General features: G+C 70.4%; 18 protein-coding genes. 6 read left to right on the top strand and 12 right to left on the bottom strand.

The features are described 5' to 3' along the window. Window positions 1–39 precede the first annotated feature (39 nt). A complete protein-coding gene (sppA, locus tag EPN98_RS19395; RefSeq protein ID WP_293364572.1) occupies window positions 40–1815 on the top strand; it encodes a signal peptide peptidase SppA in 1776 nt (591 codons plus the stop codon). 3 nt (window positions 1816–1818) lie between these two features. On the opposite strand, the gene EPN98_RS19390 is transcribed toward sppA, so the two are convergent. From EPN98_RS19390 to EPN98_RS19380, 3 genes are all read right to left on the bottom strand, one after another. Beyond that, on the bottom strand, window positions 1819–2826 hold the full coding sequence (locus EPN98_RS19390; RefSeq protein WP_293364571.1) for a retroviral-like aspartic protease family protein: 1008 nt from the start codon (window positions 2824–2826) through the stop codon (window positions 1819–1821). Then, a complete protein-coding gene (locus tag EPN98_RS19385) occupies window positions 2823–4526 on the bottom strand; it encodes a sulfotransferase (RefSeq protein ID WP_293364570.1) in 1704 nt (567 codons plus the stop codon). Before EPN98_RS19385 ends, EPN98_RS19390 begins: the two co-directional genes overlap by 4 nt. Window positions 4527–4708: 182 nt before the next feature. After that, window positions 4709–7687, bottom strand: a complete 2979-nt coding sequence (locus EPN98_RS19380) for a TonB-dependent receptor (RefSeq protein ID WP_293364569.1) — start codon at window positions 7685–7687, stop codon at window positions 4709–4711. A gap of 373 nt (window positions 7688–8060) precedes the next feature. On the opposite strand from EPN98_RS19380, the gene EPN98_RS19375 reads away from it, so the two are divergent. Then, window positions 8061–8594 (top strand): hypothetical protein, encoded by a 534-nt coding sequence (locus EPN98_RS19375; RefSeq protein WP_293364568.1) that lies wholly within the window; start codon window positions 8061–8063, stop codon window positions 8592–8594. Between the two features lie 50 nt (window positions 8595–8644). Here EPN98_RS19375 and EPN98_RS19370 read toward each other — a convergent pair whose 3' ends face one another. From EPN98_RS19370 to oppB, 3 genes are all read right to left on the bottom strand, one after another. Next, a complete protein-coding gene (locus tag EPN98_RS19370; protein WP_293364567.1) occupies window positions 8645–9823 on the bottom strand; it encodes an aspartyl/asparaginyl beta-hydroxylase domain-containing protein in 1179 nt (392 codons plus the stop codon). After that, window positions 9820–10716 (bottom strand): ABC transporter permease subunit, encoded by an 897-nt coding sequence (locus EPN98_RS19365; RefSeq protein ID WP_293364566.1) that lies wholly within the window; start codon window positions 10714–10716, stop codon window positions 9820–9822. The genes EPN98_RS19370 and EPN98_RS19365 overlap by 4 nt, the downstream gene beginning before the upstream one ends. Before the next feature lie 247 nt (window positions 10717–10963). Further along, the gene (gene oppB / locus EPN98_RS19360; protein ID WP_293364565.1) at window positions 10964–11887 is read right to left on the bottom strand and encodes an oligopeptide ABC transporter permease OppB; all 924 of its coding nucleotides are present in this window, start codon (window positions 11885–11887) and stop codon (window positions 10964–10966) included. Window positions 11888–12010: 123 nt separating this feature from the next. Between oppB and EPN98_RS19355 the strand changes: the two genes are divergently transcribed. Both EPN98_RS19355 and EPN98_RS19350 read left to right on the top strand, forming a co-directional pair. Continuing rightward, entirely contained in the window at window positions 12011–12421 is a 411-nt protein-coding gene (locus EPN98_RS19355; protein ID WP_293364564.1) for a TIGR01244 family sulfur transferase, read from the top strand. Then, the gene (locus tag EPN98_RS19350) at window positions 12418–13314 is read left to right on the top strand and encodes an MBL fold metallo-hydrolase (RefSeq protein WP_293364563.1); all 897 of its coding nucleotides are present in this window, start codon (window positions 12418–12420) and stop codon (window positions 13312–13314) included. The genes EPN98_RS19355 and EPN98_RS19350 overlap by 4 nt, the downstream gene beginning before the upstream one ends. A gap of 65 nt (window positions 13315–13379) precedes the next feature. On the opposite strand, the gene EPN98_RS19345 is transcribed toward EPN98_RS19350, so the two are convergent. Further along, window positions 13380–14762 carry a PLP-dependent aminotransferase family protein gene (locus tag EPN98_RS19345; protein WP_293364562.1) on the bottom strand — a complete coding sequence of 461 codons (1383 nt, stop codon included), beginning with the start codon at window positions 14760–14762 and terminating at the stop codon, window positions 13380–13382. A gap of 77 nt (window positions 14763–14839) precedes the next feature. Between EPN98_RS19345 and EPN98_RS19340 the strand changes: the two genes are divergently transcribed. Then, window positions 14840–15286 (top strand): DUF983 domain-containing protein, encoded by a 447-nt coding sequence (locus tag EPN98_RS19340; RefSeq protein WP_293364561.1) that lies wholly within the window; start codon window positions 14840–14842, stop codon window positions 15284–15286. On the opposite strand, the gene EPN98_RS19335 is transcribed toward EPN98_RS19340, so the two are convergent. Further along, on the bottom strand, window positions 15283–15804 hold the full coding sequence (locus tag EPN98_RS19335) for a GNAT family N-acetyltransferase (protein WP_293364560.1): 522 nt from the start codon (window positions 15802–15804) through the stop codon (window positions 15283–15285). The two genes, EPN98_RS19340 and EPN98_RS19335, sit on opposite strands and share 4 nt — an antisense overlap. Window positions 15805–15926: 122 nt before the next feature. Between EPN98_RS19335 and EPN98_RS19330 the strand changes: the two genes are divergently transcribed. Next, entirely contained in the window at window positions 15927–16844 is a 918-nt protein-coding gene (locus EPN98_RS19330; protein ID WP_293364559.1) for an alpha/beta hydrolase, read from the top strand. Here EPN98_RS19330 and EPN98_RS19325 read toward each other — a convergent pair. From EPN98_RS19325 to pdxH, 4 genes are all read right to left on the bottom strand, one after another. Beyond that, entirely contained in the window at window positions 16841–17650 is an 810-nt protein-coding gene (locus tag EPN98_RS19325; RefSeq protein ID WP_293364558.1) for an alpha/beta hydrolase, read from the bottom strand. The genes EPN98_RS19330 and EPN98_RS19325 overlap by 4 nt on opposite strands. 13 nt (window positions 17651–17663) lie before the next feature. Further along, a complete protein-coding gene (locus EPN98_RS19320) occupies window positions 17664–19310 on the bottom strand; it encodes a long-chain-fatty-acid--CoA ligase (RefSeq protein ID WP_293364557.1) in 1647 nt (548 codons plus the stop codon). Window positions 19311–19389: 79 nt separating this feature from the next. Continuing rightward, window positions 19390–20889 carry a bifunctional aminoglycoside phosphotransferase/ATP-binding protein gene (locus tag EPN98_RS19315; protein WP_293364556.1) on the bottom strand — a complete coding sequence of 500 codons (1500 nt, stop codon included), beginning with the start codon at window positions 20887–20889 and terminating at the stop codon, window positions 19390–19392. Continuing rightward, window positions 20886–21575, bottom strand: coding sequence for a pyridoxamine 5'-phosphate oxidase (gene pdxH, locus EPN98_RS19310; protein ID WP_293364555.1), 690 nt, complete (start codon window positions 21573–21575; stop codon window positions 20886–20888). The genes EPN98_RS19315 and pdxH overlap by 4 nt, the downstream gene beginning before the upstream one ends. Between the last annotated feature and the right edge of the window lie 127 nt (window positions 21576–21702).

The following is a 21702-nucleotide window of genomic DNA, read 5'->3' as shown; positions in this document are numbered from 1 at the left end:
AGCGCGCGGACGGCGCGGCGCACACGACCCCTGGAGACCATGAAGCAGTTCCTCATCACCGCGGCCGGGGTCTTTGCGGGGCTGGTCATCTTCATGGTCGGCGTGCCGATGCTGCTGATCGGAATGGCGCTGTCGGCGACGGCGCCCACGCCGATGCCGTCCCACACCGTGCTGGAGCTCGACCTGCGCGCGCCGCTGTCGGACCAGTCGCCGAACAATCCGCTGTGGGGCCTGGCGCGCAATTCCGCTTCGGTGATGTCGATCATCGAGACCCTGCGCCGGGCCGAGGACGACGATCGGATCAAGGGCGTGCTGGTGCGGCTGCCCGAGGGCGGGGTCGAGCCGGGCATGGCCGATGAGCTCCGGCAGGCCTTCAAGCACTTCCGCGCCGCCGGCAAGCCGATCTACGCCCACAGCCAGGGCATCTATCCGGCCGGGTTCGTGACCGCGACCTATATGCTGGGCTCGGCCGCCGACCAGTTCTGGATGCAGCCCGGCGCCTCGCTGCAGGTGACCGGCGTCGCCACCGAGGATCTGTTCTTCAAGCGCTTCTTCGACAAGTACGGCGTCGTCCCGCAGTACGAGCAGCGGCGCGAGTTCAAGAACGCCGTCAACGGCTACCTCTTCAGCGACTACACCGCCCCCCACAAGGAAGCGACGCTGTCGTGGATGGGCTCGGTCTACCAGTCCAATCTGGCCACGGCGGCTGCCGACCGGAAGGCCGACGCCGCGGGCCTTCGCAAGGCGCTGGAGGCGGGCCCGTACGTCGCCGAGGACGCCCTGCGGCTGAGGCTGATCGACCGGGTGGGCCAGGTGCGAGAGGTCGAGCAGGCCCTGCTCGACAAGGCCGGCAAGGACGCCAAGACCGTCGACTTCGACGACTATGTCGACCCGCGCCGCGACCAACCGCGCACCGGCGACACGATCGCGGTCATCGAGGCCGAGGGCCCCATCGTCACGGGCGAGGATCACGGCGGCAATCCGTTCACCGGCGGCTCGACCATCTATTCCGACGAGCTGTCCAACGCGATCCTGCGCGCGGCCAAGGCCGACTCCGTGAAGGCCATCGTGCTGCGGGTGAACTCGCCCGGCGGCTCGGACACCGCCTCGGAGCAGATCCTGGACGCCGTGCGGTTCGCCAAGTCCAAGGGCAAGCCGGTGGTGATCTCGATGAGCACCTATGCCGCCTCGGGCGGTTACTGGATCTCGTCCGAGGCCTCGGCGATCGTGGCCCAACCCACGACGCTGACCGGCTCCATCGGGGTCTACGGCGGCAAGTTCGCCGTGGGACCGGCGCTGGCCAAGCTGGGGGTGGACGTGCGCGGCACGGGCGTCGGCGGCGACTATGCCGGCGCGTTCGGCCTGGGCCAGCCGTTCTCGGAGAGCCAGCGCGCGGCCTTCGGCGGCTGGATGGACCGCATCTACGCCAACTTCCTCAATCGCGTGGCGACCGGCCGCAAGCTGCCGCCCGAGCGGGTGGCCGAGATCGCCAGGGGCCGCGTCTGGACCGGCGCCCAGGCCAAGGGGCTGGGCCTCGTGGACGAGGTCGGCGGCTTCTATCAGGCAGTGGAGAAGGCCAAGCAGCTGGCGAAGCTGGAGGGCGATATCCCCCTGCGCCGCATGACCCCGGCGGCCGGGACGTTCGAGAGCCTGCAGCGGGCCCTGGGCGTCCAGGCCAGCTCGGCCCGAACGCTGGCCGCCGCCGCCTGGGTGTTCGGCGATCCGCGCGCACAGCAGATGCTGGATCAGCTGGCCGAGGCGCGCATGCGCAGCGAGGGCAAGGCGACGGTGCTGGCGCCCATGCCGATCCGCTAAGCCCTACGCCGGCGCCTGGCGCCGCTGGTGGATGAAGGTCACCTCGCGGCGGCCGAAGTCCAGGATCACCTCGTCGAAGTTCCGGAGCACGTCCACGCCCACCAGCATGGACGGCCGATCGTTCAGATCCCACAGGTTGAAGATGTGCAGCGGCGCGAAGGCGGCGCGGATGTTGTTCAGCCCCATCCCGCCCAGCCGCAGCCGCGGGAGCGCAGCCAGCCGGGCCGGCGAGGTCTGGCCGGTAGCGCTGATCAGCTGAGTGTCGCGCATGCGCTTGTCGTAGCCGGGACGCTGGCGGATCAGGGCGTCCCGCAGGGCCTCGTTGCCGCAGGTGATCTGCGCGCCCGAGTCCAGGAACGCGCGCACCGGGATGCCGTCGACATCGGCATCGAAGATCACCAACTGCCCCGAGCGGTACTGAGCCGGCACGACGATGCCGTCCGTGCGCCTGGGAATGCGTGTGCCGCCCCCACCGCCCAGCATGTTGACCGACGCCCCCGACCCGGAGGGGCCGATCTCGAAGGTGTTGCGGACGAAAGAGAGCCGCATCCGCCGGCCCTTCAGCACGTCGATGCCCAACAGGCCGTCTGCGCCCAGGCTCGCCTTGGGCAGCACCGGCAGGCTCAGGTTGGACGACTGCACCTGGCCCACGCGCAGCCGCGGCACCTTCACCAGCGGCGCCGGTTGGGTTCCCACGATCCCGTGGACCGGCGTGGTCCCGTCGGCGGCCAGGCTGCAGAGCGCGGCCGTCTCGACGCCGATGACCGTGCGGTTGGCGCCGGTATCGACCACGAACTGGAATGGACCGCGGGCGCCTAGCTTCACCGGCACCGTCATCCGCCTGGCCTCGTCGAAGGCGGTCTCCAGGTGGGTCGTGTCGGGATCGGGCGGCGTCTGGGCGTCGGCGAGGTTGATCGAGATCACCGGCTCGCGCCGCGGCGGCGTCGCGCAGGCGGTGGCCAGGCCGCCCAGAAGCAACGCCTGCGCGGCGTGGCGGCGCGTCAGCGTCATTCGGCGGCGTATCCGAACTTCTTCACCCAGGGCGCCAGGGCCGGCGCCGTGGCCGCCAACTGGTCGCCATAGCGCCGCCAGGCGCCGACGCCCTCGGCCGAAAGGCCGCGCGACAGCTGCGCGCCGCTGGGCGTGGCCACCGCACGATCACGGGCCTTTTCGGCGAAGTTGCGCAGGGAGTCCGACCACGCGAGGCCCAGGAAGCCGCAGACCTCGCCCACAGCCTTGTCGAAGTCCTCGATCAGGGCCTCGTGGCGCACGACGAGGGTGTTGGCGGCCATGGCCGGCTGCAGCGCCTCGGCCAGGCTCATGGCGGCGTCGTAGTAGGCCGCCGCGCCGGACAGCGTCAGCAGCTGGTAGGCCGAGTTGCTCATGGCGAAACGGCGGCGATAGCACGACAGCACCACATCGCGGGGATCGCGGCGGGCGAACAGGATCTTCGCGTCGGGGAACAGCTTCTGGATCAGGGGCAGCCGGAAGGTGTGCAGCGGGTGCTTGTCGACGAACACCTTGCCCGTCGGGTCCCCGCCCTCGGCCCGCACGCGAGCCCAGTAGGCGTCGCGCAGCGGGGCAAGCTCGGCCTCGGAGGCCTGGGCGAGGCGCGCGACGTCATCCGGCTTCATCTGGAAGGCGCGCTGGGCCTCGGACAGCGTCTCGCGCTCCTCCAGGGCCTCGACGTCAGGGTGGCTGGCCAGCACCTGCTCCAGCAGCGTCGTGCCCGAGCAGGGGAAGCCCAGCAGAAACACATGGGTCCTGGGGCCATCCGCCGGGGCCGGACCGGGCGCGGTGTTCCAGGCCGCGGCGGGGATGGCGTCCATCTCGGCCAGCATGGCCCGGGCGAACTGCAGCGCGTTGTCGCCGCGGGCGTAGAGCGGCGCGTAGGCCTGGGCGAGGCCCGTATTGCAGGCCTCGTAGGCCTTCAACGCCTCAGGCACGAGGTCCTGGCTGTCGAGCACGTCGCCCAGTTGGCCATAGGCCAGGGCCCGCTGATGCGGCGTCAGCCGCTCGTCGCCCGCCAGCATCTCCAGGCGGGCCTGGGCGCGCCCCGCGTGACCCTCGGCGGCGTCAGCGGCGGCCAGCACCATCACGGCGTCCGGGAAGTTCGGTTCGGCCTGCAGCACGGCCTCGGCCAGCGGCCGGGCCTCGGCATGGGCGCCTCGACGGCTCAGCAGATTGGCGCAGCCCTGCATGGCGCCCAGGTTTTCCGGCTCGAGCTCCAGGGCGCGGCGGTGGGCCGCCTCGGCTTCCTTCAGGCGGCCCAGGGCCTCCAGGGTGGCGCCCCGGGCGCAGTGGGCGCCGGCGAACTCGGGCATGATCTCGACGACGCTGTCGAACATCGCCAGCGCCTCGCGATAGCGCTCGAGGCGCGTCAGCACGAGGCCCGCGGCGTTGCGGGCGCCAAGGTCCTGCGGCGCGATCTGGATGGCCCGCTGCAGCACCGCGAGCGCGTCCTCGAAGCGATTCTCCTCCTCGAACTTCAGCGCGGTGAGGTTCAGCACCATCGGGTGCTCGAGTCCGCCCCTGAACGCCGCCTCGGCCATGTCGGCGGCGCGGACGAAGTCGCCCGACTGAGCGGCGGCCTGGATGGCCTGCAGCGTCTGACGATCGGCGTTGGGGTCGCGGGCCGCCGGCGCCGGCGATGACGGCGCGGGCGTGTAGCCCGACTTGATCTTGATCTGTCCGACCTTCCACTCGCTCAACGCGCCGACCCTCTACCCGCAAAATCCGGCGGTTAGCCTAGCAGCAGAGGCCGCGCAACGCGCGCCCGTATCGACGAGCGGGAGCAAGGCGGCGGGGAAACGGGCGTCGCCCTCCGCGCAAAGGAAAAGGGCGGCGGATTGCTCCGCCGCCCTTGCCTTAAGCGTCTTGTCTGATCGTCGACTTAGAAGTCGGCGGTCAGGCCGATGAACAGGTACCGGCCGAAGGCGTCGTACACTTGCGGCCAGGTGTTCCCGTTGCAGGGGCCGGTCGGGCAGTTGCCCTGGCCGGTCAGCGGCGGGTCCTTGTCGAACACGTTGTTCACGCCGGCGCGGAAGTTGAGGTTGTCGCGCACCGTCCACGACGCCGTGAGGTCGAAGTAGCTGCGCGAAGCCAGCTTCAGGTCCGAAGCGGCGCCCGCCGGGTTGTCGAGGTCGACGCTCGAGAAGTAGCGCCACTGCAGCGACACCGAGAGGTCCTTGAGCCACTCGCCATACTCGAGCGGCGTGGCCCAGGTCAGGCGGGCCTTGTGACGCCATTCGGGGTTCGGCGAGGTCAGGCCGGCGGTGGCCGAGCAGACGGTGCCGAACTTGCCGGCGCAGTCGGTCAGCGGGTCGCCCGGCAGGGTCGCGAACTTCAGGGTGTCGAGCCAGGTGCCGACGAAGTTCCCCGAGAGGCTGCCCATGCCTTCCATGCCCAGCGAGTCGAGGTCCGTGCGGTAGCCGACGTTGATGTCGACGCCCGTGGTCGCGAGCTTGCCGGTGTTGAAGGTGGTGTCTTCAACGTAGCCCTGCGGCGACAGCCACAGCGAGCCTTGGGCGTCGCGGCGGACGAGGGCGCAGAACGAGGCGTCCTGGTTCTGGACGCAGCGGTCGATGATGTTGTCGGCGCCGTAGCCGCCCAGGAAGCCCTTCACCGTGATGTCGAAGTAGTCGAGCGACACGTTCAGGCCGGGCAGGAACGACGGCTGCAGCACCACGCCGACGGTGTAGGTGTCGGCGATTTCCGGATCCAGGTTCGGGTTGCCCCCGATCAGGCCGTTGTACTGCGCGGCGGGGTTCGCCTCGATGGCCAGGACTTGCGCCGTGGTCAGCTTGAACAGGGCGGCGCAGCGGGCGACCAGCGGGTTGGCGGCCGTGAGGCCGGCGCACGGGTCACGGGTGCCGTCCAGGGTCACGTTCCGCGGCGAGTAGAGCTCGAGGATGTGCGGAGCGCGGACGGCGCGGTTGTAGCCGCCGCGGACGCGGACGCCGTCGACCGGCTCCCAGTCACCGGCGATCTTGTAGGTCTCGGTGGTGCCGACCGTCGAGTAGTCCGAGTAGCGGAACGCCAGTTCGGCGGTCAGCGACTTGGCGAAGGGCGCGTCCTGGACCAGCGGAATGCGGGTTTCGGCGAACACTTCGTAGACGTCGAACGAGCCGTTGACCGGCGGGTTGGCGCCGCCCGAGCCGTTCAGGTCGCCCGAGGACGAGATGAAGTCGGCCGCGTAGTCCAGTTGCTCGCGACGGTATTCGGCGCCGATCGAGACGCCCACGCCGTCGTTGGCCCAAGGCGTCTTCACACCGTACTCGGTGAGGTCACCGCCGATGTTGAAGTTCACGATGCGCTCGAACAGGTTGCCGTTCTGCGTGGAGGGGGTTTCCAGGAAGTCCAGCGCCGCGCGGGTCACGCCGCCCAGGCTGAAGATGTTGTAGGGCACGCAGCCGCCGGACGGATTGGCGCACTGCGGACCGGTCGGGGTGGAGACGACGTTCAGGGCCTGGTTGATGGCCGAGGTCCGGAAGAAGCCGGTCTGGACCTGGTTGAACGACACGCGGCCGTACTGCATGGCGAAGTCGTACGACCAGTTGTCGTTCAGATCGCCCTTCACGCCGACGACGTAGCGGTACTGCTGGTGCTGCGTCCGGCCCTGACGGCCGCCGCCTTCGATGTTCCGGCGGGCGACGATGCCCGTGAACGTGCCGGCCGGGTTGCTGGCGCAGGTGCCGCCGCCCGAAGCCGCCGTGGCCGTCAGCTGGCCGCGCTGGGCCGCCGACAGGAAGGGGTTGGCGCAGTTGATCGAGAAGGTGCCGGCGAACACGCCGCCCGGCGCGATCTGGTAGGTCGAGGTGTCGTCCATGAACATGACGTCCATGTACGCCTTGGCCCACTCGGTCACTTCGTACTCGGCGAAGGCGCCCAGCACGTAGCGGTCGTCAGGCCGCTGGAAGTAGTTCGACGGACCGAAGTTGTAGATGTCGCGCGAGGCGACGCGCGGGATGAACGCCGAGCCGCCGTTGAAGTCGACGATGAAGCTGCCGACGCGCGCCGGGAAGGCCGTGCCCGAACCGCCGCAGCCGGCCGTCAGGAAGTCGGCGCCCGAGTTCAGCGTACAGGCCGAGAAGTCGCGGTTGCCCTGCAGGATGGGCTCGACGTGACGGTAGCCGGCGTAGGCGGTCACGTTGCCCTTGCCGTCGGGCGAGTTGACGCCCATCACCAGGGTCACCTGGCTGGATTCGCCGTCGCGGACGTTGTCCTTCGGCAGGTTGAAGAATTCCTTGGTCGACGCGCGGGCCCGCGCAGCGCTCACCGCGCCGGCGACGTCGTTGCCGTTGTCGTGCTGGTAGATGCCGTACTGGGCATCGACGCGCACGCCTTCGAAGTTGCGCATCATGATGAAGTTCACGACGCCGCCCACGGCGTCGGCGCCGTACACGGCCGAGGCGCCGCCCGTCAGCACGTCAACGCGCTGGATCAGGGCCGAAGGAATGAAGTTGATGTCGGCGGCCAGAGCGCCGCCGAGGGTGTTCGGCGTGCCGGGCATCAGGCGACGGCCGTCGATCAGAACCTGCGTGCGGGTCGCGCCCAGGCCACGGAGGCTGATGGTCGCCGTACCGGTCGAGCCGTTCGACAGGGCCGAGCCCTGAGCCGCGAAGGCCTGCGGCAGGCTGTTGATCATGTCTTCGACGCGCGTGACGCCGGTCGCCTTGATTTCAGCGGCGGTCACCGCGGTCACCGGGCTCACCGACTCCAGGTTCGGCGACGGAATGCGCGTACCGGTGACGACGACTTCCGAGACTTCCTCGGTCGCGGTCTGGGCCAGCGCTTGCGTCGAGGCCAGCATGGCCACGCCGCAAATCATAGAAGACGCCAACAGGCGTTCCCGCATGGGCTTGAATTTCACGGTTTAGATCCTCCAGCGGTCCTGCCTCGAGGGGCGGCCGCTCCCCACAAAAAGAGATCGGTCCCGAAAACGGTCGGTTTTCGGTTACGGCGGAGTTACGAACCACAACCAGGGTCGGTCAACGCACATTAGCTCTACGCAATGTTTCGGGCGCCCACCTGTCGCATTCTGGTCACAGATTGCCGGGCGCTGGGGTAAAGCGGGCAAGGTTTCGTCAAGGATTGTGACAGCGTCCGCGCCGTTCGTCGCAAAGCGCTTGCGCTTGTTTCGTCTCGCCGCGCAGTCGCCGCGGCCTCGGAAAGGCCGTTCGTCGCCGTTGCACGGGGCGCAGCGGCCTGCGAAAGGAATCGCCCCTGGATCACCGAGACCCGCCATGATGATGCCGCGCAGCGTTCTCGCACTCAGCCTGCTTTTCGCCGCAATCGCGCCGCCCGTCGCGCTGGCCCAGCCCAAGGCCGAGGGCCGCGCGCAGATCTTCCAGGAACTGGCCGACTGCCGGAAGATCGCCGACGGCGCCGCGCGCCTCGCCTGTTACGACAAGACCGCCGCCACCCTGGATCAGGCCGAGGCCAAGGGGGACATCGTGGTCGTCGACCGCGAGCAGGCCCGCAAGGTGCGCCGCCAGGCCTTCGGCTTCTCGATGCCGTCGATCTCGCTCTTCGAGAAGGGCGAGACGCAGGAGGAACTGCAGAACGTCGCGGGCGAGGTCGCCGTGGCCAGCGTCAACGGGGCCGGCAAGTGGACGATCCGCCTGAAGGACGGCGCGATCTGGACCCAGATCGACAACAACGAGCTGCACCGCACGCCCAAGCCCGGCATGCCCGTGAAGATCCGCCAGGCGGCGATGGGCAGCTTCCTGATGTCGATCAACAACGGCGGCGCCTTCCGCGTGCGGCGCGTGGAGTAGGCGCCTACCCTTACCTCCCCCGCGAAGCGGCGGGAGGTAAGGTCGGGAACTCACCCCGAGTAGAACGCGTTCCTCGCCGCCATCATGGCGTTGATCCGCTCTTTCTCGCCCGGCTCCAGATACGGGTTCCAGACGTCGAAGATCAGGATCACGCGTAGTTCGTCGGCGTCGTTCCAGGCCTCATGCTCGATCGTGTCGTCGAAAACCCAGGCCTGACCCAGCTTCCACTCCCGCGTCTCGTTGCCCACCCGGAACCGCGCCGGGCCCGGCAGCACCAGCGGCAGGTGGCAGAGCAGGCGCACGTTGGTCGAGCCGGTGTGCGGCGGGATCTGCGTGTGCGCCTCCAGCGCCGAGAACATGGCGGTCGGCGCAAAGCCCGGCTGGTTGGCCATCGGCAGCCTGTCCAGCAGCGCGGCGGTGCGGGGGCAGGCCTCGCAGACCGCGTCCTGGCGCTCACCGTCCTTCCAGAGGAACAGCGAGCTCCACCGGCGGGAGTGGTTCAGCTCTTCCCACTGGTTCACCGGCGACTCGGCCGGGATCTGCATATAGGGCGCGAAGTCGTCCATTCGCGCGGCCAGCAGCGCGGCGAGCTCGGCCTGGATCGCCGGGGTCGCGGCCTCCAGTTCGGGCAGCCACGGAAACAGCTCGCGCGGATAGAACGGAATGGCGGGCAGCCGCGGATAGTGCAGCAGGAGCGGCTCGTTCTGGTAGACCTTGCGGACACCCGCGTAGACGCCGATCGCCTCTTCCAGCCGCCGCTGCGCCAGCTCGCCCCCGGCGCCCGAGATATCGCCCACCTGGGCCGCCAGGTGCGCCGCCAGCGCCTGCCGGGTCTTGTCGACGACCGCGCGGGCGCGCGCGAGCGGGGTCAGTAGATTCGGCGGCAGCTTGTCGTCGGCGGGGGCCAGCTTCAGGGCGTTCTCGTAAATCCGCGCCGCCACGCGCTCGCCCGACAGCCTCTCGACCACCGCGCCCTTCGAGAGCAGGGCCAGGAAATTGTAGGGGTCGAGCGCCAAAGCCTCGTCCAGCGCGGCCAGCGCCGCCGGCAGCGCGCCGCTGGCCCGATAGACCAGCGCCTTCTGCATCCGGACATGGGGATCGTGCGGCGCCGCCAGCTCGGCCTGCTTCACGCTCTCGAGCGCGGCTCGGGTGTCCCCGCGCCGCATCGCCGCGACGGCGTCGGCCAGGAGCTGCTCCGGCGATGTCTGAAGCCCCCCGGCCGTCATCATCTGTCCTTCGGATCGATGGCGTCTCTTAGCCCATCGCCGATGAAGTTGAAGCACATCAGCGTCAACACCATCACCAGCGACGGAAACACGAGCAGCCAGGGCGCCAGCTCCATGTCCGACGCGCCGCCCGCGATGAGGGCGCCCAGCGACGCCATCGGCGGCTGCACCCCGAGCCCCAGGAAGCTCAGGAAGCTCTCGGCCAGAATGACCGCCGGTATCGTCAGCGTCACGTAGACGACCACCGGCCCCAGCAGGTTCGGAACGATATGGCGCGCGATGATCGCCGCTCGCCCCAGCCCCGCGGCGCGGGCGGCCTCGATGAACTCCTTGTTCTTGAGCGCCAGCGTCTGTCCACGCACGATCCGGCTCATCGTCAGCCATTCGACCGCACCGATGGCGACGAAGATCAGCACGATGTTGGACCCGAACGTCACGGTCAGCAGGATCACGAAGAAGATGAAGGGCAGCGAGTAGAGGACGTCGACGAAGCGCATCATCACCTCGTCCACCTTGCCGCCGACGTAGCCGGCGACCGCGCCCCAGGCGACCCCGATCACCAGCGAGACGAGCGTGGCCACAAACCCGATGGCCAGCGAGACCCGCAGGCCGACCAGCAGCCGCACCAGCAGGTCGCGGCCCAGAGCGTCCGAACCCAGAAGATGGCCCGCGCTCAGCGGCGCCATCCAGACGTCTTCCTTGTCCACCTGATCGTAGGCGAACGGCAACAGGAAGGGCCCGACCACGGCGGCCAGAACCAGGAGGCCCAGGATGACCATGCTGGCCACGGCGGCCTTGTTGCGCAGCAGCCGGCGGCCCGCGTCATCCCAGAGGCTGCGGCCCTTTGCGGCCGCGAGGCTCATGCGCGTGCTGGCGTCGGGCGCGAGCAAGGTCATGGGCGCGGCTCCCTGCCTTTCCCACGAAGTGGGAGAGGGGGACCGCCCGCCGACCCCGGCCTCGCACCGGGGGAAGAGCGGGTGGTGGAGAGGGCGCGCAGCCGGCATTGAGCCTGCCGCATCCGCCGTGAGACAGGGTGGATGGTCGATTTGCCCAGCCTGAAGCCTGCCCTCTCCACCATCCGCTCTTCGGCGGATGGTCCCCCTCTCCCACTGCGTGGGAAAGGAAGAAGAGACACAGACACCCTCATGCCAGCCTCACCCGCGGGTCCATCGCCGCCAGCAGCAGGTCGGCCACCAGGTTCAGCGCCAGGATCAGCGCGGCGTAGACGATCACCATCCCCATCACGACGGTGTAGTCGCGCTGCAGGGCGCTGATGACGAAGAACTTCCCGAGGCCCGGCAGGTTGAAGATCTTCTCCACCACCAGCGAGCCGGTGATCAGGCCGGCGCAGGCGGGGCCCAGATAGCTGACCAGCGGCAGGAGGGCGGCGCGCAGGGCGTGCTTGCGCACGATCAATCCCTCGGGCAACCCCTTGGCGCGGGCGGTGCGGATATAGTTGGCGTGCAGCACCTCGATCATGCCCGCCCGGGTGAGCCGCGAGATGATCGCGATCTGCGGCAGCGCCAGCACCGTCACCGGCAACACCATGTTGGCCAACGCCCCGTCGTTCCAGCCCGCCGTCGGCAGCCAGCCCAGCTTGGAGGCGATGGCCAGCACCAGCAGCGGCGCGGTCACGAAGGTGGGGATGCAGACGCCCAGGATCGCCACCGCCATCACCACGTGGTCGGTCGTCCCATTCTGCCGCAGCGCCGCCATCACCCCCAGGCTGACGCCCACGATCGAGGCGATGACGATCGCCGACAGGCCCAGGGTCAGCGAGACGCGGTAGTTCTCCTGGAGAATGTCGAGCACCGTCTTGTCGCGGTACTTCAGCGACGGCCCCAGGTCGCCCTGCGCCACGCCGACCAGGTAGTTGGCGTACTGCTCGACCAGCGGCTTATCCATGCCGTACTGCGCCAGGACATTGGCCTCGATCTCGGGCAGCAGCTTGCGGTCGCCGTCGAACGGACTGCCTGGGGCGGCGCGCATCATGAAGAACGCGGCGGTGATCACCAGAAAGAGCGTGGGGATCGCAACCAGAAGGCGCCGGCCGATGAAGCGGAGCATGGCGCGGGAACAGCCTCCGAATGCGGGCTCCGACGTCGGCGAAGGCCGGGCCGGACCTTGCGAAGGTTCCACCCACCCCCGATGATGTCAAACGAAGCCCCCTCCTCCCCTCGCGAGTATCCCATGAGCGACTTCCGACGCGTCACCGACGAGTTCACCACGGCCCCGCAGATCAGCCTGGCCGACGTGGCCGAGGCCGCTCGTCTGGGCTTCAGGACGGTGATCAACAACCGCCCCGACGGGGAAGACCCCGCCCAGCCGTCCAGCGCCGAGATGGAAGCCGCCGCGAAGGCCGCGGGCCTCGCCTACCACCACATCCCGGTGCGCGGCGGCCCGACGCCGGATCAGGTGGAGCAGACCCGCGAACTGCTGAGCACGGCCGAAGGTCCCATCCTGGCCTTCTGCCGCTCGGGCACGCGCTCGATCGTCACCTGGTCGCTGGCTCAGGCCACGTCGGGCGCGAGGGCCCCCGACGAGCTGATCGGCCTGGGTCGCGCCGCCGGCTACGACCTCTCGGGAGTGCTGGGCGGATGAGCATCCCCTACGTTCGCGACATCGAGATCGAATACGGCCGCTGCGACCAGGTCTCGCCGCTGATCCGGCGGGTGACGGCCAACAATCCCGGCCCGTTCACGTTCAAGGGCACCGGCACCTACATCGTGGGCAGGGGCGAGGTCGCGGTCATCGATCCGGGTCCGGACGATCCGGTCCACCTGCAGGCGATCCTGCAGGCGGTGGCGGGCGAGACCGTCACCCACATCCTGATCACCCACCACCACTCCGACCACTCGCCGCTGGCCGGCGCGCTGAAGGCGGCCACCGGGGCCACGATCTACGGCTGCGCGGTGGCGGGGCATGAGGAGGAAGATGGCGGCGTCAAGATGGAAGCGGGCCACGACCTCTCGTTCCAGCCCGACGTCAGCCTCTGCGGCGGCGGCCAGGTGATCTCCGGCCCCGGCTGGACCATGGAGGCCATCGCCACCCCCGGCCACACCTCCAACCACATCTGCTTCACCCTGCGCGAGGAGAACGCCTGCTTCTCGGGCGACCACATCATGGGCTGGTCGACCACGGTCATCACCCCGCCCGACGGCGACATGACCGACTACCTGGCCAGCCTCGACGACATCCGCGGCCGCAGGTTTGACGTCCTCTGGCCCACCCACGGCCCGCCGATCCGCGACGTCGACGCCTTCATCCAGGCCTACGCCGACCACCGCCAGGAGCGCCTGGACCAGATCCTGGGCGCGCTGAAGTCGGGCCCCGCCAAGATTCGAGAGCTGGTCCCCCGCCTCTACGCCGATGTGGACTCGCGCCTGCACCCTGCCGCCGCCCGCTCGATGCTGGCTGGCATGGAGCACCTGGTCCGCAAGGGCCAGCTCACCGCCGACACCGATGGGCCGGACGCGACGTACCGGCTGGCGTAAATCCGCCACCCACATCTGAACGTCATGGCCGGGCTTGTCCCGGCCATGACGTTCAGAAGGGTGGGCTAAATGACCACTCTCGGCGTCGAGGAGCTCGCCACCAGCCCCGCCACGCCCTCCAGCGCCGCGCGTAGCACCGCCTGCTTGGCAGGACCGCCCAGCGCGATGCGCAAGCCGTTGGGGTGGTCCGGCCCCGCGGCGAAGGCGTCGGCGGTGACGAGGGACAGGCCGCGCTCCTGGGCCAGGCGGTGGACGCGGGCGGCGTCCCAGGCCGGCGGCAGGTCGAGCCAGACATGGACGCCCTCGGCGGCGCCCTTCGCCCCCGGCAGCACCTCGGCGGCGAGCGCGCGGCGGGCGCGGGCTTCGCGGCGGACGGCGGCCAGCAGCTTCTCGGCGGCGCCCTCGCGGATCCAGGCGGTCACGACGGCGGTCATCAGCGGCGCCGGCATCTGGCCTACGGCGCGCAGGCTCTCGGCGGTGGGCCCGGCCATCGGCCCTTTCGGCGGGACCAGGTAGGCGATGCGCAGGCCGGGCGAAAGGCACTTCGACAGGGTGGCGATGTGGAAGGTCCGCTCGGGCGCGAGGCTGGCCAGGGCCGGCAGCGGCGCGTCGAACAGGCGCGCGTAGGGGTCGTCCTCGACGATCCAGACTCCGGCGGCGCGGGCCGCCTCGGCCAGGGCCCGGCGGCGCTCGGCGCCCATGGTCACGGCGGTGGGGTTGTGGGTGGTCGGCGTCAGGTAGACCGCCGCCGGCCTCTCCTGCGCGCACAGCCGCGCCAGGGCCTCTGGGTCCATGCCCCCGGCGTCGGCGGGACAGGCGACGACCTGCAGGCCCAGTTGCCGCGCGAGGGCCAGGACACCGGGATAGACCAGCGGCTCGGTCACCAGCGCCCCGCCCCTGGGCGCGAGCGCCAGCACCGCCGCCAGCGCGGCCTGGGCGCCCGGGGCCACCAGCACGCGCTCGGCCGCCACCTCGCCCAGCACAGGCGCCAGCCACGCCGCGCCGGCGATCCGCTGTCCCAGGCTGCCGCCGCCGGGGTGATAGGCCATGAGCCGGGCGACGTCGGTGCGGTCCAGGATCGCCGCCGTGGTCTCCTTGAGCAGACCGGCCAGCGACATCCCCTGCGGCGGAGGCGGCAGCAGCATCGACAGGTCCACCCGCCCCGCCTCGTCGGCCGCGGCGGCTGAGCGGACGAAAGTGCCGCGGCCCACCGCGCCCTCGATCAGGCCGCGGGCGCGCGCGGCGGCGTAGGCGCGGGTGACGGTTGTGAGATCCACGCCCAGCAGATCGGCCACCGTTCTCTGCGGCGGCAGCTGATCTCCGGCCTGCAGTTCCCCCTCACGCACCGCCGCGGCCAGCGCGTCGGCCAGCCGCACGTAGAGCGGCCCGCCCTGGGTCGGCAGGCGCGCCAGCCAGCGCGCGGTCGGTTGTTCTGGGACGACGGCCATTGCGATTCCCGGACGAGACGCATACATTATATACAAATTGTATGCGTACAATATGTAGATTGTATGGAGGCAAGTCGATGACCGCCAGCCACCACCCGTATGAGAACCCCACGTCGCTGGAGGCGGGCCTCCGCTGCCGTTGTCCGCGCTGCGGCGAGGGCAAGCTGTTCCGCAGCTTCCTGAAGATCGCCGATCACTGCGATCGCTGCGGCCTGGACTACGGGTTCGCCGATCCCGCTGACGGCCCGGCCTTCTTCGTGATGAGCGGCGTCAGCATCGCGGTGATGGCTGTCTGGGCCTGGTCGGTCGTCGCCTTCCAGCCGCCGATCTGGCTGCAGTTCGCCACCGTCTTCCCGGCGCTGTTCGGCGGCGCCCTGGCGACGCTGCAACCGGTGAAGGCCTGGCTGGTGGCCGAGCAGTACCTGCACAAGGCCGAGGAGGCCCGCTGGGACTCCATCGGCGGCCACGGCGAAGGCGGCTTCACCTACGACCGACGCGGCGTCTCGGACCGGCGCTCGACCTAACCCAGCGCCTTCTCCAGGACGTCGAAGTACAGGTCGTCGCGGGTCGGCGCGCCGAAGCGGTCGTCGCCATAGGGGAAGGGCTGCGTCTCGCCGGTCAGCGCGTAGCCGCGCCGCTGGTACCAGGCGATCAGTTCCGGCCGCTGGTGCACCACGGTCATCCGCATGCGCCGCCCGCCGCGGGCGCGGGCGTAGTCCTCGGCCGCCGCGAGAAGTGTCCGCCCCAGCCCGCCGTCCTGCCGGTCGGGCCGCACGGTCAGCATCGCCAGATACCAGGCGCCGCCTGGCCCCGCGTCCAGCCGCACGTGGCCCAGATGGCCGCCGTCCACGTCGCGCCAGATCAGCAGCCGGGCGCCCGGCGCGGCCAGATCCTCGCGCAGCAGCGACTCGGTGATCCGCCGCCCGCCGACCAGGGTCTCGACCTTCCAAGCCGCCTGGCCTGACGGCTCGCGGAAAGCCCGGTTGGTCAGGGCGATGATGTCGGGATACTCGGCCTCGACGGCTTCGCGCAGTTCGATCATGGCGGCGCATAAGCCCCAATCCGGCGCGCGCTGGCAACGGTCGCGGATGCCCCTCGCCCGCCCAGGCATGGACGCTCGCCGCGCCAGGCGGCAAAGCTTCCCGCCACGGGGAGATTCGCCTGATGCCGACCAAACGCGACCTGATCCTGGCCGGCGCGCTTGCCGCCGTCGCCGGAACCGCGCGCGCGCAGGCCCCGGCCACGGAGAAGATCCGCCTCTGGCCGCGCGGCGTGCCGGGTGGCGAGCGGCCGGCGGGGCTGCGCCAGGAGAACATCTTCACGGAGATGCCGGGCGGCCGCAGCGACCGCGGGATCGTGGGCGTCACCGACCCGGTGCTGGAGATCTGGCGGCCCGCGGGCCCGGTCAAGGGCGCCATGCTGATCGTCCCCGGCGGCGGCTACCGCCAGGTGGTGATCGACAAGGAAGGGATCGAGCCGGCGGAACGGCTGGCGGCCGAGGGCTTCGTCGCCGGCGTGCTGACCTATCGCCTGCCCGCCGAGGACTGGAAAATGGGCCTGGGCGTCGTGCGCCAGGACATCCAGCGCGCCATGCGCCTGATGCGCGCCGCGGTGGGCCCGCGCGTGAAGCTGGGCGCCATGGGCTTCTCGGCCGGCGGCGAAATGGTGGGCCGGCTCGGCAACGACTTCACCCGCCCGACCTATGGCGCGGTCGACACCGCCGACGACGCCTCGGCCCGGCCCGACTACATGGTGCTGGTCTACGCCTCGCTGGGGGTGCAGCCGCGCAATCCGGACGGCACGCGCCCGCCGCCGTCGCCCACCTTCCTGCCGATCCCGCTCGCGGTGAACGCCCAGACGCCGCCCGCCTTCATCGTCCAGGCCATGGACGACGAGCGGGTGAGCTTCGAGAACGCGACCGAGATGGCCGCCGCCCTCAAGGCCCGAGGCGTGCCCGTCGAGACCCTGCTGTTCGAGGAAGGCGGCCACGGCTTCGCGCTCCGGCGGCCCCCGGAAATGCCCGTCTCGCGCTGGTTCGAACTCTTCCTGGCCTGGGGCCGGCGCAAGGGGTTCGCGGGCTAGCCGCCCGGAGCCCTGCGCAAGGCGATCGGCGCGGCCTCGAACAGCGTCGAATAGTGTCCGAGGCCGGAAAACAGCGTGACGTCCGGCGTTTCGCGAAGCCCTGCGGCAAGGCTCGCGGCCAGAGCCGGCGGCGCCCAGCCGTCGTCCTCGCCCTGCCAGATGCGCACCGAAGCGGAGACGCGCTGGAGGTCGGCGGCCCAGGGTCGGACGTAGGCCGCGATGTCCCGGATGTACCCCGCGCGGGCGGGCCCGTAGGCCCAGGTCAGGAACCTCGCCAGCGCGGCCTGGAAGTCGGGCCGTGCGGCGCGTTCCGCTTCGGCGCCGCGGACGCTGGCGAACAGCCCGCGCAAGACCGCGCTCGGCGCGAGACCGACCGCCACGCCCTGCGCCCAGGTGACCGCTCGGAACAGGGCGGGCGAACGCATCGCCAGCCGGAAGACAGCGCCTCCGGCCATGCTGTCCAGGACGTCGCCCGAATCCAGCGGGCCCGCGGGCGAGACCAGGTCGATGACCGCGACGGGGGTCCTCAGCCGGATCGCCACCTGCACGGCGACGAAGGCGCCGAGCGAGAAGCCCATAAGCCGCACCGGCGCGCCGGCCGCCAGCCGCTCCACCTCGGCCGCCAGCGCATCGAAGTAGGCGCCGCCCGCGGCTCCCGGCGCGACGGCGTTCCGGTCGATCCCGATCAGCCGGACACCCGCTTCGCGCGCGGCGTCATCGAACCAGGCGCACTCCGCGGGCGCGCCCGGACAGCCATGGAAGTAGACACAAAGCGGACCCGCCGGGGCCCCGCGGAACTCGGACATCAGCAGGGCGCCATCAGGCCCCGACGGGCGTCCGCGCGGTCGGCAGCACGTAGTCCTTCATCCGGTCGCGGATCAGCTTCTTGTCGATCTTGCCGGTCGCCCCCAGCGGGATGTCGTCGACGAAGACCACGTCGTCGGGGGTCCACCACTTCGCGATCTTGCCCTCCAGGAAGGCCAGGAACTCGTCCTTGGTCGCCTGCTCGCCGGGCTTCAGCTGAACCAGGAGCAGCGGGCGCTCGTCCCACTTGGGGTGATAGGCCCCGATGACGGCGGCGTTGGCGGCCTTCTCGTGGCCCACGGCGATGTTCTCGATCTCGATGGTCGAGATCCATTCCCCGCCGGACTTGATCACGTCCTTCGCCCGGTCGGTGATCTGCATGTAGCCCTGCTCGTCGATGGTCGCGACGTCGCCGGTGTCGAAGAAGCCCTCGTCGTCCAGGATCTGGCCGCCGTCGCCCTTGAAATAGCCGCCAGCCACAGCCGGGCCCCTCACCAGCAGGCGGCCGAAGGTGGTCCCGTCGTGCGGCAGGCGCTTGTTGGCGTCGTCCTCCAGCTTCATCTCCACGCCCAGCGGCGGGCGGCCCTGCTTCAGCTTGTAGCGCAGCTGGTCTTCCGCCCCCATCGCCGCCACGCGCGCCGTCGGCGCCGAGAGCGAGCCCATGGGCGACATCTCGGTCATGCCCCACGCGTGCGTGACGTCCACGCCGAACTCGTCGCGGAAGCCGCGCACGATGGCCTCGGGCACCGCCGAGCCGCCGATCACGACGCGCTTCAGGGTGCTCAGCTTGCCGTTCGTCGCGCGCAGGTGCTGCAGCAGGCCCAGCCAGACGGTGGGCACCGCGGCCGAGAAGGTGACGCCCTCGCTCTCCAGCAGTTCGTGCACCGAGGGCCCGTCCAGCTTCGCGCCCGGCATCACCAGCTTGCAGCCGGCCGCCGCGCAGCTGAACGCCAGGCCCCAGGCGTTGGCGTGGAACATCGGCACCACCGGCAGCACGGTATCGGTCGCCGACAGGCCCATGACATCGACGCCCAGGGTCACCAGCGTGTGCAGGAAGTTCGAGCGGTGCGAGTACAGCACGCCCTTCGGATTGCCCGTCGTCCCAGAGGTGTAGCAGAGGCTGGAGGCGGTGTTCTCGTCGAAGCCGCCCCACTCGAAATCGGGCGATCCACTCTCGACGAGGTCCTCGAAGCACAGGGCGCCCGGCAGGTTCACGCCCTTCATGCCCTCGCGGTCGGTCATGACCACATAGTGCTTCACGGTCGGCAGGTTGGGCGCGTTCTCGGCCAGGATCGGGACGAACGTCAGGTCGGTGAAGATGATCCGGTCTTCGGCGTGGTTGATGATGTAGCAGAGCTGCTCGGCGAACAGCCGCGGGTTCAGGGTGTGGCAGACCGCTCCCATCCCCATGATGGCGTACCAGGCCTCGAGGTGGCGGCCGGTGTTCCAGGCCAGGGTCGCGATGCGGTCGCCCGTCTGGACGCCCAGGCCCTTCAGGGCGTTCGACAGCCGCTTGGCGCGCTCATGCGCCGCCGCGTAGCTCGAGCGCACGATGGGTCCTTCCACCGAACGGCTGACGATCTCGCGGTCCCCGTGCCAGGCCTTGGCGTGGTCGAGGATCTTGTCGACCGTCAGAGGCCAGTTCTGCATCAGGCCAAGCATGGCGTATCCGCTCCCGTCTTATCGCTTGTTACTTACCGCGCACGCTTAGCCAGCGGATGGCGGTTCCGCAACGAAAGCCTCAACTTAGCCCCGCCAGCCACGCGCGGGCCGCCGCTTCCTTGGGCGCCTCGGTGCTGACCATCGGCCAGGTGAGCGTCTGGGTCTTCATGCGCGCAGCCTGTTCGTGCAGCACGGCCACCGTCGCATCCGACGCGTCGCCCTGACGGCCGGCGACCCGGGCTTCGAGCACCTCCAGCGGCGCATCCAGCCACGCGGCGTGGAATGGGACCGCGCACTCCGCCGCCAGCGCCTCGGCGCGCGCCCGCAGCGCCGGGTCGATGAAGGTGGCGTCCAGAACCACCGCGCGGCCCGCCTGCAGCATCGTCCGGGCATTGTCGAACAGGGCGTCGTAGGTCCGCGCATGGACCTCCGGCGCATAGCCCTCGGGCGGCAGGCGCTCGGTCGGCGCCACCGCCAGCAGCCGCTTGCGCACCTCGTCCGTCCGCAGGATCACGGCGCCCGGCGATGCGCCCAGCGCCGGCGCGATGACGCGCGAGAACCTGGACTTGCCCGAGCCCGACAGCCCGCCCACGGCCGCCAGAACGGGCGGCGGCGGCGACAGGTGGGTGATCGCCGCCTCGACATAGGCCCGCGCGGTCGCCGGATCGCCCGAGTGGGCCGACACGTGGGCGCGCACAGCGGCCCGCACCGACAGCATGAGCGGCATCGAAGCCAGGCCATGCCAGATCTCGGCCGGGAAGCGGCGCGCAGCCTCGTCCATGTAGCCCGACAGCGCCCGCACGGCCGCGTCGCGCCGGCCGCGGAAGTCCAGGTCCATCAGCAGGAACGCCAGGTCGTACTGCACGTCCAGGTCCGACAGGATGTCGTTGAACTCGATGCAGTCGAAGAGGATGGGGCGACCGCCCTCCATCAGGATATTGCCCAGGTGCAGGTCCCCGTGGCATCGGCGCGAAAAGCCGCTCGCCGCCCGGTGCGCCAGGAGCGGCGACTGCCGCTCCAGCTCGGTCTCGGTCAGGGCGATCATCACCTCGACGCGCTCCGGGTCCAGGCCCTCGCAGGTCTCGCGCAGCAACTGCGCGTTCGAGCCCACCGTGAACGCCAGCGCCGTGAGCCCGCCCGCAGGCCGCAGCGGCGCGGCGGCATGGAACCCCGCGATCGTGCGCCCCAGCTGCTCGGCCACGTCGCCATCGACCGCTTCGGGCCGGGCGGACAGCACCTGGGTCTCGTCGAAGCGGCGCATCTCCAGCACGTGCTCGACGGGTGGACCGGCGCCGTCGATCGCCAGGCTGCCGTCCGCCTCGCGCGTCACCGCGCGCACGGCGCGATAGATGTCGGGCGCCGCCGCCCTGTTGAACTCCAGCTCACGATCCAGCGCCCACTTTCGGCGCTCGACGGTCGAGAAGTCGGCATAGCCCAGGTCGGCGTGGCGCTTGATCTTCCAAGCGGCCTCGGGCCCCAGGAAGACGTGCGCGCAGGCGGTGTCGATTGTCCGTTCCGAACGGCCGGCGAACCACGCGATCAGCTCGGCCTCCAGACCGGCGGGCGCGCTCCAACTCAAGGAAACAGCCTGCGCGTGGTCCAGCCCGCGCCCCCGCGCCCATCCTGGGCCGCTTCGAACAGCAGGCGTTCGTGCAGTCGGAACGGCCGGTCGCGCCAGAATTCGATCGACTGCGGCACGACCCGGAAGCCCGACCAGTGCGGCGGCCGCGTCACCTTGCCCAGGCCGAAGCGCAGGCCCACCTCGGCGATCTTCTTCTCGAGCGCCAGCCGGTCGGGCAGCGTCCGCGACTGGGCGCTGGCCCAGGCCCCGATCTGCGCGGGGCGCGCGCGGGTGGCGAAATAGGCGTCGGCTTCCTCGTCGGTTGTCCGGGTCACGACGCCGCGCACCCGCACCTGCCGGCGCAGCGACTTCCAGTGGAACAGCAGCGCCGCCCTCGGGTTGGCGGCCAGCTCGCAGCCCTTGGCGCTTTCCAGGTTCGTGTAGAACACGAAGCCGTCCGCGTCGGCCGCCTTCAGCAGCACCATGCGCACGTCCGGCATCCCGTCGGCGTCGACGGTCGACAGCGCCATGGCGTTGGCGTCGTTGGGCTCCTTCGCCACGGCCTCGGCGAACCATTCCTGGAACAGCGCGATCGGATCGGCTTCGCTGAGCAGCGGCGGCGGCTCGGCGGACACCACCTGGCGGACGTAATCGTCCTCGCTGGGCGACGGGGGGATGGGGGTCTGGTCGGTCACGCTCGGCATATAGCCCGCGGACGGGGGCGCGTCAGCGCCCGCTTTGAAAACCGCAGAGATCGCGGAGAGGCGGGGAGATTCCAGCGGCGCGGACGCTCTGCGAATCTCGGCGCGCTCTGCGGTTCATGTCTCGGCC

The organism is Phenylobacterium sp. (assembly GCF_004299445.1).
GTDB lineage: Bacteria > Pseudomonadota > Alphaproteobacteria > Caulobacterales > Caulobacteraceae > Phenylobacterium.
The sequence above is the reverse complement of the archived record's forward strand: the minus strand, read 5'-3'. Positions and strand labels throughout refer to the sequence as shown.